Below are 13,652 nucleotides of genomic sequence, written 5' to 3'. Positions count from 1 at the left end.
ATGACGCCGTCACAGCGGGGCGCTATGATCGAAGAAGGGGCGTTTGGCGAGGGGAAGAGTGCATGTTCGGACGCGACAAACCATTGCGGCTGTTCAAGCCGGCCAAAGCACGGCGCGAACTTTTGCGCATCGAAGAGCGCGCCAGCGAGGAATACGCGGTGCTCTACAAGGACGGACGCGCAAAGGCGCTGGACCGCGCCGAAGATGTGGCCCAGGAAAAAATCGCAGAGGCCGCGCAGAAAACCGAAGCCGAGGTCGCGAGGGACCAGGCCAAGGTCGAGGCGAATTTCTGGGACAAGCTGAAACGCGTCGCGCGCCAGATCCCGTTTCTGGAGGATCTGCTCGCGGCCTATTACGCCATGCGCGATCCGGCGACGCCGCTTTATGCGCGCGCCGCCCTGGTGTTCGGCCTGATTTATTTTCTGTGGACGTTCGACATCATCCCCGACTTCCTGGGCGTTATGGGGTTTGCAGACGACGGCACGGTGCTCGCCACCATCATCGCCCAGGTGGGCGGATCGATCACTGAAGATCACCGGGAAAAGGCCCGCGACGTGCTGGGCGTGGGGGTTTAGGCCGCCTCGATCCCTCCCTCACCCCTCAGGCAGGATCTGATCCATGCTGCGGGCCGGCTCGGCGCACGATCCGCCCACGGGCTTTGCCGGAACGCCGGCCACGGTGCAGCGCGCCGGTACCGGCTGCAGCACCACCGAGCCGGCGGCGATGCGCGCCTCGTCGCCCACCGTGATGTTGCCCAGCACTTTCGCGCCTGCACCTATCAGCACGCCGCGCCCGATTTTGGGATGGCGGTCGGCCTCGTCGGCGCCGGTGCCGCCCAGCGTCACCTCATGGAGGATCGAGACGTCATCGCCCACCACGGCGGTTTCGCCGATCGTCACCGACGTGGCGTGATCGATCATGATGCCGCACCCTAAAAGGGCCGACGGATTGATGTCGACGCCGAAGCGCTCGCTCATACGGCTCTGCAGGTGAAAGGCGAGCGTCTCGCGCTCCTCACCCATCAGCCAGTGGGCGATGCGGTAGCAGAGAAGCGCGTGGAAGCCCTTGAAATACAGGAAAGGCTGCAGCAGCGACCGGCTCGCCGGATCGCGCTCGTCCACCGCCATCATGTCGGCGGCGGCGCAGGTGGCGATCTTCGGGTCGGCGTTCAGCGCTTCCCTCGCGATATCGTGCATCTGCAGAAGATCGAGCTGGGCGTCGGCCATTTTCTCCGCAATGCGGTGGGCGAGCGCTTCAGCAAAGCTGTCATGGCGCAGGATCGCCGCGTTGAGGAAGCTCGCGAGCACCGGCTCGCCGGCGGCCGCGGACGCCGCCTCGAAGCGCAGGCGTGACCAGACCCGGTCCTGCAGGCCCTGATCTTCTCGGTGGGAGGGTTTGAGAAGCGACATGCGGTCTCCGAAAAACTTCGCGCCTTCAGGAGCGCGTCAGGACGGCTCGGGCGAGATCTTTATCAAGGGCGCCGGTGCGGGCGAGATGATCCGCCGTCGCCAGCATGACTACCGAAAACGCATCGCGGATCTCGCCAGACATGGCCATCGCCAGCGCACTCTGCAACGGAAGGCGTTTCATTTTCATGTCCGCTTCGCCGCCCTCCCGGTCGGGCGGCCCTTCGGTGAGCCCCCAGGCGAGATAGCCGTCGGCGCGTTCGTCGGTGACTGAATTGGACATGTCCAGGCTGGTGAGATGGCGAAAATGCGCGGCCGTGTAGCCGGTCTCCTCGGCAAGCTCGCGCTTTGCGGTCAAAAGCGGATCCTCACCCTTCGGGCCGCCGCCCTCAGGCAGCTCCCAGCTGAACGCGTCCAGCGCAAAACGGTGCTGTCCCACGAGAACTGTATCGCCGTTTTCAAAGACCGGGCAGATACCCACGGCATGAAATTTCGGCTCCATCACGCCGTAAAATCCGGGCGACCCGTCGGGCAGCGTCACATCATACTCACGCACGCTCATCCACGGATTCTGGTAGGCGAGCCGTTCGGCGTGAATGCTCCAGGGACCGCGTCGTTTCATGCTCAGCCCTTCCCGCTTCAGGCCGGTTGAGGCTCGCGCGCGACGGCCGGTCGGTCAAATCGGGCGAGCAGCACGAAGGCGGACGGCGCAAACACCAGCGCCAGCAGCGCCGAGCCCGACACCCCGCCGGCCACGGCGGCGGCGAAGGGCAGCCAGAAGCTGTCGCCCTCGATCAGAAGCGGCGCGAAGCCGCCGATGGTCGTCAGCGTGGTCGCCACGATGTGCCGGGTGGCGTCCACCACCGTCTCGCGGATCGCCTCGGGATCTCCGGCGCGCGCCTTGTCATTGGCTTTGAGCGCCGAGAGCACCACGATGGAGCCGTTGATCGACAGGCCCACAAGGCCCAGCGCACCCACAATGGCGTTGAATCCAAGCGGCGTGCCGAACAGCCAGACCCCGAACATGGCGAGCCCCACCGACAAAAACCCCACCACGAAGATCACCCCGGCGTAGCGGAATGAGTTGAACGCCAGCACCACCGCCGCGACCATGAGCACCAGAAGCGGTCCGGCGGTGGACATCAGATCGGCCATGGCCTCGCCCTGGTTCTCCGCCTCGCCGCCAACGATGACACGATAACCGTCCGGCGGCTCCAGGCCGGCGGCGTCCATGCGCGCAAAGAAATCAGCCAGCACCGGCGCCGGCAGCACATAGGGGCTCAAAAAGCCGTACACCGCATTGGAGCGCTGACCGTCGGTGCGCGTGATCACCGATGTTTCAGGCGACAGGGTGAACTCTCCAAAGGCGGAGAGGCTGGACGGCGCCTGCCCGGCCCGGGCCGGCATCGGCGCGGCGCCCAGAATATCGGGGCGGTCGCGGCGTGATTGCGGGGCGATCACGCGCACCGGCAATTCCTCCACGCCCTCCAGAACCGAGCCGCCGATCACTCCGTCGATCTGGCCGCGCAGGCTTGACGCCAGATCGGTCAGGCGCAGCCCCGCCAGGCTCGCCCCCGCCTCATCAGCATAAAGACGCACCATGGGCTCTACCCGCGCCAGGCCGGCCTCGGTATAGGTGACGCCGGGCGTCGCCGCCAGGATCAGACGGATATCGTCGGCCAGCGTGTCCAGAACCGCCAGATCAGGGCCCACCAATGTCAGCTCGATCGGCGCGTCGGCGGGCGGGCCCTGCTCGAACGGCAGGGCGAGGAGCTGGGAGTCGGGAAAGCTGTGGCGCAGATCGGCCTGTACGTCGGCCACGATCCGGCGCGTCTCGTCGGTGGAGCCGGTGCGCACGAAGCCCTGCGCGAAATTTGGCTGACCCGAAACGCCGCCAAGCATGTTGTAATACACGCGCGGCCCGCTCTCCCCGAGCACCCAGACGACGTCGAGGATCTCGTCGCGCTGTTCAAGAAGCGCCGTGGCTTCCACCACGCGTCGCTCAGTCTCCTCGATGGAGCTGGAGGGCGGCGCGATCAGGCGCAGCTGAAACATGTCCCGCTCGGTCTGGGGGAAGAACTGGCTGGAGAGCGTCGTCGCGGCGGCGAAGCCGGCCACCGGCAGCATCAGGCCCACCACAAGGCCGAGCAGAGGCTGTGCGATGATCCCGTCCAGCGCCTTGCGATAAATCCCCGCCAGAGGCTTGGAGCGCAGCCCGTCGCGCCACCAGGGCTGGTCGGGCTCACCAGCTCGTCCGTCATCGAACCAGGCGGCCAGGGCGAGAATGACGGTGAAAGCAAGCACGAAGCTGGCGGCCACCGCAAAGATCACCGAAGTGCCGATCATGCCGATGAACTCGCCCGCCGAGCCGGGCATCAGAGCGATGGGCGCAAAGGCGAAAATCGTGGTGAGCGTGGACGCGAGCAGCGGCCCGAACAGGGTCTTGACCGCTTTTTCCACTGCGGCCAGGCGCTCCAGTCCGCGGGCGCGCAGAAGCCGGTAGTCGTCGACCACCACAATAGCGTTATCGATCAAGAGCCCCAGCGCCACCACAAGCCCGGTCACCGACATCTGGTGCAACGGCTCGCCGAACAGATTGATCAGCAGCACCACGAGCAAAACCGTGAGCGGCAGGGCCGAGCCGGTGATCAGCGCGGCGCGCCAGCCCATCATCACGAACAGCACCGCAAACACGATGAGCGCCGAGAAACCCAGATTGACCGCCAGTCCTGAAAGCCGGTCCACGACATATTCAGCCTGGGCGAAGACGATCTCCACATCGACGCCCGGATTGGCGGCGGCGAAGGCGGTCACCGCCTCCTGGGCGCGCGAATCCCAAGCGGAGACCTGCAGGCCCGGTTCAAGATATCCCGCCACCAGAATGGTGCGCTCGCCATTGATGAGCGCACGCGAGGCGGCCGGCTGACGTTCGCCTCGCTCTATGTCGGCGATATCGCCAAGGCGCACGAAATCACCGCCCGAGCCTGAAATCGGCGCGGCCCGCAACCGGTCCAGACTGTCGAAGGCGCCGTCCACTTCGACGGTCAGATCCAGCGTTCCTCCGGTCAGGCGCCCGGCGGGCGTCTTGGCGTCGGACCGGACAAGCACCGCGGCGATGTCCGACGGCGTCAGGCCCAGTGATGCGGCGGCCTCAGGGTCCAGCGTGACGCGCACTTCTTCTTCCGGCGCGCCGAACACGCGGGTTTCGTCGGTTCCAGACACAGCACGAAGGCGGTCGGCGAGATCGCGCGACAGGCGGCCCAGCGGGCCGAATCCGGCGTCCGCGCCGTCGCGCCATGTGAGGGCGACCACCAGCGTCGCGGCTCCGGTGTACTGACGGCGCACCTCCACCGGCCCGGCGCCATCCGGCAGGCCGGCTGCAGCGCCGGACACGGCGTCACGAATTTTCGTCCAGGCCTGTTCAACCTCGGCGCCGGTAAGGTCCTCACGGATATTGATGTCGAGCACGGCGATATTGGCGCGCGAGACCGACCCAATCTCGTCGACCTCCACCAGCTCTTGAAGCGCAGCTTCCAGAGGCTCGGTGACGAGCGCCTCCACCCGCGCCGCATCGGCGCCGGGGAAGGGTGCGATGATGTTGCCGAACCGCTCGGTGAGGCTGGGATCTTCCTGGCGGCCCACTACGGCCAGCGCCGCGAGTCCCGCCACCATCACCAGGAACAGGGTGAGCACCGTCAGGCGAGGAAGGCGGAAAAACAGTGAGGATAGCGAGCCCATGGGGTCAGTCCTCGCGGCGCGGTGCAACGCGCTGGCCCGGCGTCACGCGATGCACGCCGGACGACAGGATCAGGCTCCCCTCCTCCACCGCGCCGGTGAGGAAGACTCGATCCGCCTCGCTGTGCAGAATCTCCACAGGCCGCGGCTCAAGGCGCCAGGCGCCGTCCTCCTCGACCAGCACATAGACCGACCAAAGGCCGCGCCGCCCCTCGGAGAGGGCGGTGAGCGGGGCCCAGAAGCCGCGCTGGCGAAGCTCGGTGGACAGGATCAGACGCGCCACCGCGCCGCTCTGCACATCCACCGCATCTTCAAGGTCGAAAACCGCCTCCACCGAACGCGCTCCGGGGCTGATCACCCCGGTCTGGGCCCGGAAGCGCGCTGTGCGCCGCTCGCCGGCGATGTCGAACGGGTGAAGCTCGCCAGGTGTAATCTTGCGCGCTTCCGCGGCGGGCAGGCCGACGCGAATTTCCAGCGCAGCAGCCTCCACAAGGGTCAGCACTGCGGCGCCCGNSSSCSNCAACGGCGCCCTCGTCCAGGCTGCGCGCGATGATCACCGCATCATAGGGCGCGGTGAGCATCGCAAGATCGATCTGCACGCGAACCTGATCCGCCGTGGCGCGCGAGGCTGCGGCGCTGGCGCGCGCGGCGTTGTGGTCAGCTTCAGCCTGATCAAGAGCCTGGGCCGAGACATGGCCCTGCTCCACCAGCGTGCGGCGGCGCTCCAGCGTCACTTCGGCGAGGCGGGCCTGGGCGTCGGCGGCGACAGCCTGCGCCCGCGCTGCAGCGAGCGACGCGGCAAGCGCGCGCGTGTCGAGGCGCGCAAGCGTTTGGCCCGCCACGACCCGGTCACCCACATCGGCGGTGATTTCAGCCACACGGCCCCCGGTCTCGAAGCCGAGCGCGCTGGACCGGCGCGCCTCCACAAGGCCCGGATAGGCGCTTTCAATGAGGGTGAGGTCGAAATAATCCGCCGACAGGGCGTCCACGGGTATCGGCTCCGCTGTGGTGGTCGCCTGGGAACCTGCATCAGCGCCGCGCAGCGCGCTGACGGCCACGACCACCACCACCAGCGCCAAGGCTGCAGCGAGCACACCCAGCGCGAAACGGCCGCCGACGATTGATGCTATGCGCGCCATGGCGCTTACTCCCACCCAAATTACGGATGGGAATATAAGTTAGCTACTGGCGTTCGGAAAGTAAACAGTGTTCACATCCTGACTTATTTTTTAAGGCGTTGTTTTTTAGACCTTAAGCCCGGCGTTCAGGCGCTCGACCAATCGATCCGAGCCGAGGCCTCGCATCACCATCTCGGCGTGGAAGGCGATCATGGCGTCCAGGGTGAGCGCAGGATCGTCGGCGCACCCGGGGAATTTTTCCTTGGGAAAATCCGGCACTGTGACGGCGAGCATGGTCAGGCCGTGGGACGCGGCCCAGACGGAGTTGGAGGCGAGCTCCAGATTGGCCTTGCGGAACCAGCCCGCTTCAATGGACTGCTCGATCATCTGGTGCAGATGTTCGGCCGCGGCGTAGGCGAAGCTGTCCTCGTGGGGCGCGTCCTGTTCGTCCCACTGGCCACCAAAGGCGAGTTTGTAATGAGCGGGCTGCTCCAGACCGGTCTCCACGTAGGCGCGCATGCATTTGGTGCAAAGCAGCGGACCGTCCTGAAGATCGACGCAGACCTGCTGCATCCGACCCAACAAGCGCTCGAAAAATTGTTCGCGGATCTCGCGATACAGCGCTTCCTTGGAGTCGAAATACTTGTAGAGGGCGGCCGGCGAGTAATCGATGCGCTCGGCGATGCGGCGCATGGACAGGCCAGCCTCGCCTTCCTCGGCGAAGATCGCCTCGGCGGCGCTGATGATGGAATCGCGCACCTTGCGCCGCCGGCGCTCAGCCGGGGTCAGGTCGTCTTCGCTGATGGTCTCGGCCGCCATGAGCGTGAAATTCCCTTGTCCTGCGGTCGCGCACCCTTGCAAGCGCACTCTTCAAGCTTCAGGTATATCCCGCGCCTAAGCAATCCACAAAACTCCGCGCGCTGAGCGATCCCGCGCCGCGCGCCGATCCTGGGGTCATCCACATGACGAACGCGCCGACCTTCCCCGAACCCGGCCAGACCCTCGCGCCCGCCCACCCCAGCCAAGAGACGCTGGAACTGCTGGCGCGCCGGCGCTCCACCACCGCCAAGGCCATGACCGGACCAGGCCCCTCGCCCGACCAGCTGGAGACGCTTCTGCAAATCGCCGCGCGCACGCCCGATCACGGCAAGCTGTTTCCCTGGCGCTTTGTGGTGTTCGAGGGCGAGGCCCGCGCCCGCTTCGGTGAGGTTCTCGAGGCCCGCCTGCGCGAGATCGAGCCCGACGGCCCGGCCGAGCGCTACGCTCTGGAACGCGGCCGCTTTGAACGCGCGCCGGTGGTGATCGCCGTGATCAGCGACGCCATGGAAAACCACAAGATTCCAGAGTGGGAGCAAATCCTGTCAGCCGGCGCGGTGTGTCAGAACATGCTGATCGCGGCCAGCGCCATGGGATTCGCCGCCCAGTGGCTTACCGAGTGGTACGCCTATGACAAGGTGGCGAAAAAGGCCCTGGGCCTTGATCCCGGCGAACGCGTCGCCGGTTTCATCTATGTGGGCTCCGCCACCGAAGATCCCACAGAGCGCCCGCGCAAGGCGCCGCGGGTGAGCCGCTGGGGCTGAAGCCTGCGAACGGTGTCCTTCCCTGCGGGCGGCAGGAGGAGGCATCGCGGTTACAGCGTTGAAAGCGCTACGCCGTCTCGCCGGCCAGGCGCTTTTTCGCGGTTTCGGCGCCGATGAGCGGCAGCAGTTCCGACATCTCCGGCCCGCGCTGCTGACCGGTGAGCGCCAGGCGTAGCGGCATGAAGAGCTGCTTGCCTTTGCGGCCGGTCTTTTCCTTGATGGCGTTGGTCCATTCAGACCAGCTGTCAGGCCCCAGCGGAGCGGCGGGCAGCAACGCAGCCGCCTCGGCGGCGTAATCAGCCTCCTCGATCACCGGCTCCACCGGCCCGTCCACCAGGCGGCGCCATTCGGCGACATCTTTCAGGCGAGTCAGATTGGGGCGCACCGCGTGCCAGAACTCCTCGCCGCCATCGGCGTCGAGCTCAGACAGAAGCGCCTTCACATCGGCGTATTCCAGCGTGTGCAGGAGTTTCGAGTTCAGGCGCTCCAGCTCGGCCGGGTCGAACCGCGCCGGGGTGCGCGAGATCTTCGCCAGGTCGAAATCGTCAGCCAGCTGATCGATCGAGGTGCGGATCTCCACCGGGTCCGACGTTCCGATCTTGGCCAGCAGCGACAGGACGGAAAGCGGCTCAAACCCCTCCACCGCGCGCAGATCGGCGATCGCCAGCGATCCCAGGCGCTTGGAGAGCTTCTCGCCGTCCGGTCCCACCAGAAGCGGGAAATGGCCCATGTGCGGCACGGCGTCCTTGCCGCCGATCGCCTCGAAGATCTCGATCTGGGCGGCGGAATTGGTGACGTGGTCTTCGCCGCGGATGATGTGGGTGACGTTGGACTGGATGTCGTCCACCACGCTGGGCAGGGTGTAGAGATAGCTGCCGTCGGCGCGGATCAGGATCGGGTCGGAGACGGAACTCGTCTCGATATGGCTCGGCCCACGCACCAGGTCGCTCCACGCGATGCGTCCGCCCGACAGTTTGAAGCGCCAGTGCGGCCGGCGCCCCTCGTCCTCCAGCTCCGCCTTCTCGTCCTCGCTGAGCGACAGGGCGGCGCGGTCATAAACCGGCGGCTTCCCTTGCGCGCGCTGGATCCTGCGCTTTCTATCCAGCTCCTCCTCGGTCTCGTAGCAAGGGTAGAGCAGGCCTTTTTCGATGAGGTCCTGCTTGGCGGCCTCATACTGAGCAAAGCGCTCTGACTGCCTGAAGCTTTCCTCCCACAACAATCCGAGCCAGGTGAGATCATCCTTGATCCCCTGCTCGTATTCGGCCGTGGAGCGCTCCAGATCCGTGTCGTCGATGCGCAGAAGCACTGTGCCGGCGTGCTTTCGCGCGAACAGAACGTTCATCAGCGCGGTGCGCACATTGCCCACATGAATGCGGCCGGTGGGGCTCGGGGCGAAGCGGACTTTCACGGTCATGGAGGCGCCAGACTGGTTACGGCGCGCGCGGGCTGCGGCGCGCCTGACGATTGGAAGCTTGGCGGCTGGCTTTAGACCCAGCCGAAGGCGAAATCAAATGGGCGAAATCAAACGCGCGAGCGCGAGCCGCAGGCCTCATCAATGCGCAACGCCGCTTCAAGCGCGGCGAGCCCCGCAGCGCCATCGGCCGCAGGCCGGCTGTCATGGCCACGCGCGGCGCTGACAAAGGCGGCGGCGTTGGAGCCCAGGCTGTCTTTCGCCATGGCGGTGTCGTTGAAGTCCGGATCCAGCGCCAGACCGGCCGGATTATCAAAGGCGCGCGCAATGAAATCCACGCGAACCACCGCCTCGCCGTCATACTCGATCGTCATCACCCGGTCGCGATCAGGCGCGACACGGCTGGCTTCAAGCCGCGCCGAGACGCCGCCGGGAAAATGCAGCACGGCCTTCACATGGTCGGCGAGCCCGGCGCGGTTCTCCAGCATCTCCGCCTCAATCCGGTCGGGGCGGGCGCCAGCAAGCGCCAGGGCCAGGTCGATATCATGGATCATCAGGTCCAACGTCACCGAGACGTCGAGATTGCGCGCGCTGGCCACGCCCATGCGCCGGGCGTCCAACGCCTTAATCCGTGGCAGATCACCGAAGAGGCCCATGGCGCCAAAGACGAAACGCTCCTGATGGCCGACCCGCAGCACCGCCCCATTCAGATCGGCGATCTGTACCAGCTCGCGCGCTTCTTCCAGCGTCGCCGCCAGGGGCTTTTCCACCAGCACCGCCTTGCCGGCGTTCAAGGCACGTCGGGCCGCGTCATGGTGAAACACCGCCGGGCTCGCCACCGAAATCACGTCGCAGGCCTCCACAAGGGCCTGCAGGCTCTCGAACGGTGCGCCGCCGTGCCTGGCGCAAAGGGCTGCAGCGTGATCGTGAACCGGGTCGAAGACGCCGAGAAACTCGACGTCGGCGAAAGCGGCGTACTTGGAGGCGTGGTAGCCGCCGAAAACGCCCGCGCCGACGACGCCGGCACGCAGAATCTTTTGTGTATCGCTCATGGGGAAGGGCAACTCGCACGGGCGCGGGCGAAGTGCAATCTAGGCCGATCATCACCGCGCCTCACATTTGATTGCCAAGTATTGCCGCTTGCCTCCAAACAGGCGCCATGCTGCTGTTGCACACGCGACTTTACTGGGGGCCGCCATGACGTCCGAGAATCAGACACCCATAGATGGACCCAACGGCCCGCAGTTAAGTGAGCTTGCTGACGCCTTCTTCGGCTGGAACGCTCGCTTTGGCCGGACTCTTGTTGATTCCCTGCTCAATCCGGCCGCCGTCGCGCGCGCCGCCCTGGCGAGCGACACGACACGCTATGCAGGGCCGCTACGGCTGTTCGTGTTCCTGTTCGGCCTCCTGCTCGGCATAACGGCCTTGCTCACGGGCGGCTCCATGGCAAGTGTGGAAACCTTCACCACCGCCACTCCGACCCAGATCGAACTCTGGCTTTCCGGATCAGAGGCCACCCTCGCCGAGATCAATGGAAGCCTGTCCTTCTGGATGGGACTGGCGGTCTGGCCCATCTCAGTGATCTCGGCCGCACCCTACATCATGCTGTTCAAGGGATACGCCCCCAAGCGCACGGTCTACGGCCACACGCTTGTCTATCTGATGACCACGAACGGAGCGATGGCGCTGCAGATCGTAGTGATGCTGGCGCTAACGCCCTGGCTGGACGTTCAGACCAACGCACTCATCAGCACGAGCTTGTTGGCTTTGGTCTATTTCTACATCGGCGGCCGGATTGTGGCGGAAGTGTATTCGGCCACCTGGCTGGGCGCGACATTCAAAGTCATCGGCCTGATCGCCCTGACACCGGTCGCGTTCATTCTAAGCGGCGCGCTGCAGTTCGCGGTCGTTGAACTCGTCTCCCAGTCAGCGCATGGCCTGTCATTGTTTGACCTCATGTCCTTACCGCAAACGGGAGACCCTTTATGAAAAGCCGCGAAATTCACCTGACCAGGCACTTCACCGGCGCCGTCAAGCCTGAGTATTTCGAGATATCCGAAGTCGACTTGCCCGATCCAGGCGAAGGTGAGATCCAGGTGAAGAACGCCTGGCTTTCGGTCGATCCCTACATGCGCGGGCGCATGATCGGCATCAAGACTTATGTGGACCCCTTCCAGGTAGGCGGGCCCATGGAAGGCGGCGCCGTCGGCCAGGTGGTGAAATCCAAGGCCGACGGGTTCGCCGAGGGCGACTGGGTGATGAGCATGAATGGCTGGCGCGAGGGATGGACCGCCCCTTCCGCAGGGATCACCAAGATCGACGCGAACCTGCTGCCTGCCGAGGCCTATCTGGGCGTCGCCGGCATGCCTGGCATGACAGCCTATATCGGCCTGAAGCGGATGATCGATCTGAAAGCGGGCGAGACCCTGTGGATGAGCGCAGGCGCGGGCGCCGTGGGCACGGCCGGCATCCAGTTCGCCAAGGCCATGGGCGCCAATGTCGTCGCCACCGCGGGCGGCGCGGAGAAGACCGCGTTCTGCACCGAGATCGGCGCCGACGCCGTGGTCGACTACAAGGCGGTGGATGATCTGGCCGGCGCGGTGAAAGCGGCCGCCAAGCCGTTGGGCGGCGTCGACGCCTATTACGAAAACGTCGGCGGCGACCATCTGCAGGCTGCGCTGGACGTCATCAAACCCTTCGGCCGTTTTGCCGTCTGCGGGATGATCGCGCGCTATAACGACGACACGCCGCTGCCCGGCCCGACGAACCTCACTCAGATCGTCGCCAAGAAGCTGACCCTTCGCGGCTTCATCGTGTCTGACCATTTCGACCTGCAGGGCCAGTTCATAAAGGACCTCTCCGGCTGGATGATGGCGGGCAAGGTGAAGACCCGCGACACCGTCTATGACGGCATCGACAAGACGCCGGAGGCCTTCATGGGCCTTTTTACCGGCAAGAATATCGGCAAAATGCTGGTGAAGCTCTAGGAGGCGTCGAGCATGGGCGGGGATGGCGGCGAAGATCAGGCGGCGAAGCGAGGTGAGCGCAGCGAACTCCTGGAGGAGACGCTGGGTTTCAATTTTCGGAGCCTGAAAACCCTGGCGGATCTATGGGTCCGGCCGCGAGCTGTCATGGCGGCCATCACCGCCCGGGACCGTGTGACCTACACGCCCATGGTGCGCCTTTTCCTGGCCCTTATCGGGCTGCAAATCGCCATCTCGGTCCTCTGGGGCGGATATGGCGGCCTCATGGCGGACGGGCTGGAGGCGATGCCCGAGGATCAACGCGCCGCGATGATCGAGAGCATCGGCCGGCCGCTGGACGAGTTCCTGTCAATCTTTGGCAATGTCGCGTCCGTGTTGCACCCGCCCCTGGTTTCCGGAGTCACCGCGCTCAGCGTACTGGTTCTGGGAGCCTTCGGCGAGAAGCGCTCCTTCGCCGTCAACCTGAACCTGGTTTTCGCCGTCCTGACGGCCGGCAGCCTCGTCGGCTTGGGCCTGCTGTTCTCCATGGTGTTCGTGGAAGCGAACCCGGCGCTCAATCTGGTGCTGATCGGGGGGGCGTACTGCCTCACCTGGTTTCGCGGGCTGCCCAGTGAGGTGGCGCGCACAGGGACGGGCCGGATCGTGAAGTCGATCGTGTTGGCGCTGACCATGCTAACCCTGGTCCTGATCGGCGGCGTCATCCTGCAGGTGATCGCCGTGGCCGCGGCGGTCGCCTGGCCCTAGGTGCGGACTGGGCGGCGCATCATGCGTCCGAGCGTGAAGCCGCCCAGCACCGCGCCAACGAGGCAGGCCAGCAAGTCCTGATCGAACATGTGCTGGAACCCTGCATAGCCCATACACGCCACGGCGACAGCCAATCCGGTGGCGGCGATTCTGTTCAGGATGGGGACATTTGATCGGGTCATGCTTTCCCAAATGCAAACAGCGCGCCGAAAATCAGGCTTTTGTTTACCATACGGAGCAACTGAAGCCGAGATCGCAGCAAAAATCAGCCAGATCGCCTGCATAGCCTTGCCTAGAGGGCTTAGAATCGCGCTTGATGCACAACGTCCAACGACACGGTCGGGTGGGCAGGCGTTTTTGCAGACCCGACTTATAATCAACTCCAGTGGGGGACTCCCTATGAACAAGTCCGAACTCGCCAAAGCCGTCTCTGACAAAGCCGGCATCACGCGCGCCCAGGCCGGCGACGCCATCGACGCGCTCGTCGACGCCGTTGTCGCTTCCGCCAAGAAAGACGATGCGGTTCAGCTGGCCGGCTTCGGCACGTTCCACGCCAAACACCGCGAAGCGCGCGAAGTGCGCAATCCGCGGACCGGCGAGAAGATGATGTCCAAAGCCAAGACCGCCCTGGCGTTCCGCCCGGCCTCGGCTCTAAAAGACATCTAAGCCCTTAA

The 13,652-nt window shown here is 65.3% G+C and carries 15 protein-coding genes; 6 read left to right on the top strand and 9 right to left on the bottom strand.

Annotated elements, in window-relative coordinates; translation table 11 throughout:
* Positions 1-62 precede the first annotated feature (62 nt).
* Positions 63-575, top strand: coding sequence for a YkvA family protein (locus tag ACWCOP_RS04605; protein WP_478250045.1), 513 nt, complete (start codon positions 63-65; stop codon positions 573-575).
* Positions 576-593: 18 nt separating this feature from the next.
* Here ACWCOP_RS04605 and cysE read toward each other — a convergent pair whose 3' ends face one another.
* The 6 genes from cysE to ACWCOP_RS04575 form a co-directional block, all read right to left on the bottom strand.
* Complete coding sequence (gene cysE / locus ACWCOP_RS04600) at positions 594-1,409, bottom strand: serine O-acetyltransferase (protein WP_478250044.1); 816 nt, start codon at positions 1,407-1,409, stop codon at positions 594-596.
* A 25-nt stretch (positions 1,410-1,434) separates the two neighbouring features.
* Entirely contained in the window at positions 1,435-2,028 is a 594-nt protein-coding gene (locus ACWCOP_RS04595) for an NUDIX domain-containing protein (RefSeq protein ID WP_478250043.1), read from the bottom strand.
* Between the two features lie 17 nt (positions 2,029-2,045).
* Positions 2,046-5,144 (bottom strand): efflux RND transporter permease subunit, encoded by a 3,099-nt coding sequence (locus ACWCOP_RS04590; protein ID WP_478250042.1) that lies wholly within the window; start codon positions 5,142-5,144, stop codon positions 2,046-2,048.
* A 4-nt stretch (positions 5,145-5,148) separates the two neighbouring features.
* Positions 5,149-5,475 (bottom strand): hypothetical protein, encoded by a 327-nt coding sequence (locus tag ACWCOP_RS04585; protein ID WP_478250041.1) that lies wholly within the window; start codon positions 5,473-5,475, stop codon positions 5,149-5,151.
* Entirely contained in the window at positions 5,453-6,280 is an 828-nt protein-coding gene (locus ACWCOP_RS04580; protein ID WP_478250040.1) for an efflux RND transporter periplasmic adaptor subunit, read from the bottom strand. The genes ACWCOP_RS04585 and ACWCOP_RS04580 overlap by 23 nt, the downstream gene beginning before the upstream one ends.
* A 105-nt stretch (positions 6,281-6,385) precedes the next feature.
* A complete protein-coding gene (locus tag ACWCOP_RS04575) occupies positions 6,386-7,078 on the bottom strand; it encodes a TetR/AcrR family transcriptional regulator (RefSeq protein WP_478250039.1) in 693 nt (230 codons plus the stop codon).
* Positions 7,079-7,221: 143 nt separating this feature from the next.
* Between ACWCOP_RS04575 and ACWCOP_RS04570 the strand changes: the two genes are divergently transcribed.
* Positions 7,222-7,839, top strand: coding sequence for a nitroreductase family protein (locus ACWCOP_RS04570; RefSeq protein ID WP_478250038.1), 618 nt, complete (start codon positions 7,222-7,224; stop codon positions 7,837-7,839).
* A 67-nt stretch (positions 7,840-7,906) separates the two neighbouring features.
* Here the strand turns inward: ACWCOP_RS04570 and gltX are convergent, their stop codons facing one another.
* Together gltX and ACWCOP_RS04560 are read right to left on the bottom strand one after the other, a co-directional pair.
* Positions 7,907-9,253: a glutamate--tRNA ligase gene (gltX, locus tag ACWCOP_RS04565; RefSeq protein WP_478250037.1), complete on the bottom strand. Its 1,347-nt coding sequence runs from the start codon at positions 9,251-9,253 to the stop codon at positions 7,907-7,909.
* 107 nt (positions 9,254-9,360) lie between these two features.
* Positions 9,361-10,302 (bottom strand): Gfo/Idh/MocA family protein, encoded by a 942-nt coding sequence (locus ACWCOP_RS04560; protein ID WP_478250036.1) that lies wholly within the window; start codon positions 10,300-10,302, stop codon positions 9,361-9,363.
* Between the two features lie 145 nt (positions 10,303-10,447).
* On the opposite strand from ACWCOP_RS04560, the gene ACWCOP_RS04555 reads away from it, so the two are divergent.
* The 3 genes from ACWCOP_RS04555 to ACWCOP_RS04545 are packed head-to-tail and all read left to right on the top strand — an operon-like array spanning position 10,448 to position 12,978.
* Positions 10,448-11,239 carry a hypothetical protein gene (locus ACWCOP_RS04555; protein ID WP_478250035.1) on the top strand — a complete coding sequence of 264 codons (792 nt, stop codon included), beginning with the start codon at positions 10,448-10,450 and terminating at the stop codon, positions 11,237-11,239.
* Positions 11,236-12,237 carry an NADP-dependent oxidoreductase gene (locus ACWCOP_RS04550; protein WP_478250034.1) on the top strand — a complete coding sequence of 334 codons (1,002 nt, stop codon included), beginning with the start codon at positions 11,236-11,238 and terminating at the stop codon, positions 12,235-12,237. The genes ACWCOP_RS04555 and ACWCOP_RS04550 overlap by 4 nt, the downstream gene beginning before the upstream one ends.
* Positions 12,238-12,249: 12 nt before the next feature.
* The gene (locus ACWCOP_RS04545; RefSeq protein ID WP_478250033.1) at positions 12,250-12,978 is read left to right on the top strand and encodes a hypothetical protein; all 729 of its coding nucleotides are present in this window, start codon (positions 12,250-12,252) and stop codon (positions 12,976-12,978) included.
* Here the strand turns inward: ACWCOP_RS04545 and ACWCOP_RS04540 are convergent.
* Positions 12,975-13,160 carry a hypothetical protein gene (locus ACWCOP_RS04540; protein ID WP_478250032.1) on the bottom strand — a complete coding sequence of 62 codons (186 nt, stop codon included), beginning with the start codon at positions 13,158-13,160 and terminating at the stop codon, positions 12,975-12,977. The genes ACWCOP_RS04545 and ACWCOP_RS04540 overlap by 4 nt on opposite strands.
* A gap of 217 nt (positions 13,161-13,377) precedes the next feature.
* Here ACWCOP_RS04540 and ACWCOP_RS04535 point away from each other — a divergent pair, with 217 nt between their 5' ends.
* A complete protein-coding gene (locus tag ACWCOP_RS04535; protein ID WP_478250031.1) occupies positions 13,378-13,644 on the top strand; it encodes an HU family DNA-binding protein in 267 nt (88 codons plus the stop codon).
* Positions 13,645-13,652: the final 8 nt, after the last annotated feature.

This window comes from Apolloniradiicaulis salifontis, from assembly GCF_053756655.1.
Note: the sequence above shows the minus strand (reverse complement) of the source record. Positions and strands in the feature narration are given on the sequence as shown.

Excerpts from the sequence above, each read along its gene's own strand:
- ACWCOP_RS04605 (WP_478250045.1), top strand. The coding sequence starts at position 63 with ATGTTCGGACGCGACAAACCATTGCGGCTGTTCAAGCCGGCCAAAGCA.
- cysE (WP_478250044.1), bottom strand. The coding sequence starts at position 1,409 with ATGTCGCTTCTCAAACCCTCCCACCGAGAAGATCAGGGCCTGCAGGAC.
- ACWCOP_RS04595 (WP_478250043.1), bottom strand. The coding sequence starts at position 2,028 with ATGAAACGACGCGGTCCCTGGAGCATTCACGCCGAACGGCTCGCCTAC.
- ACWCOP_RS04590 (WP_478250042.1), bottom strand. The coding sequence starts at position 5,144 with ATGGGCTCGCTATCCTCACTGTTTTTCCGCCTTCCTCGCCTGACGGTG.
- ACWCOP_RS04575 (WP_478250039.1), bottom strand. The coding sequence starts at position 7,078 with ATGGCGGCCGAGACCATCAGCGAAGACGACCTGACCCCGGCTGAGCGC.
- ACWCOP_RS04570 (WP_478250038.1), top strand. The coding sequence starts at position 7,222 with ATGACGAACGCGCCGACCTTCCCCGAACCCGGCCAGACCCTCGCGCCC.
- gltX (WP_478250037.1), bottom strand. The coding sequence starts at position 9,253 with ATGACCGTGAAAGTCCGCTTCGCCCCGAGCCCCACCGGCCGCATTCAT.
- ACWCOP_RS04560 (WP_478250036.1), bottom strand. The coding sequence starts at position 10,302 with ATGAGCGATACACAAAAGATTCTGCGTGCCGGCGTCGTCGGCGCGGGC.
- ACWCOP_RS04555 (WP_478250035.1), top strand. The coding sequence starts at position 10,448 with ATGACGTCCGAGAATCAGACACCCATAGATGGACCCAACGGCCCGCAG.
- ACWCOP_RS04550 (WP_478250034.1), top strand. The coding sequence starts at position 11,236 with ATGAAAAGCCGCGAAATTCACCTGACCAGGCACTTCACCGGCGCCGTC.
- ACWCOP_RS04545 (WP_478250033.1), top strand. The coding sequence starts at position 12,250 with ATGGGCGGGGATGGCGGCGAAGATCAGGCGGCGAAGCGAGGTGAGCGC.
- ACWCOP_RS04540 (WP_478250032.1), bottom strand. The coding sequence starts at position 13,160 with ATGACCCGATCAAATGTCCCCATCCTGAACAGAATCGCCGCCACCGGA.
- ACWCOP_RS04535 (WP_478250031.1), top strand. The coding sequence starts at position 13,378 with ATGAACAAGTCCGAACTCGCCAAAGCCGTCTCTGACAAAGCCGGCATC.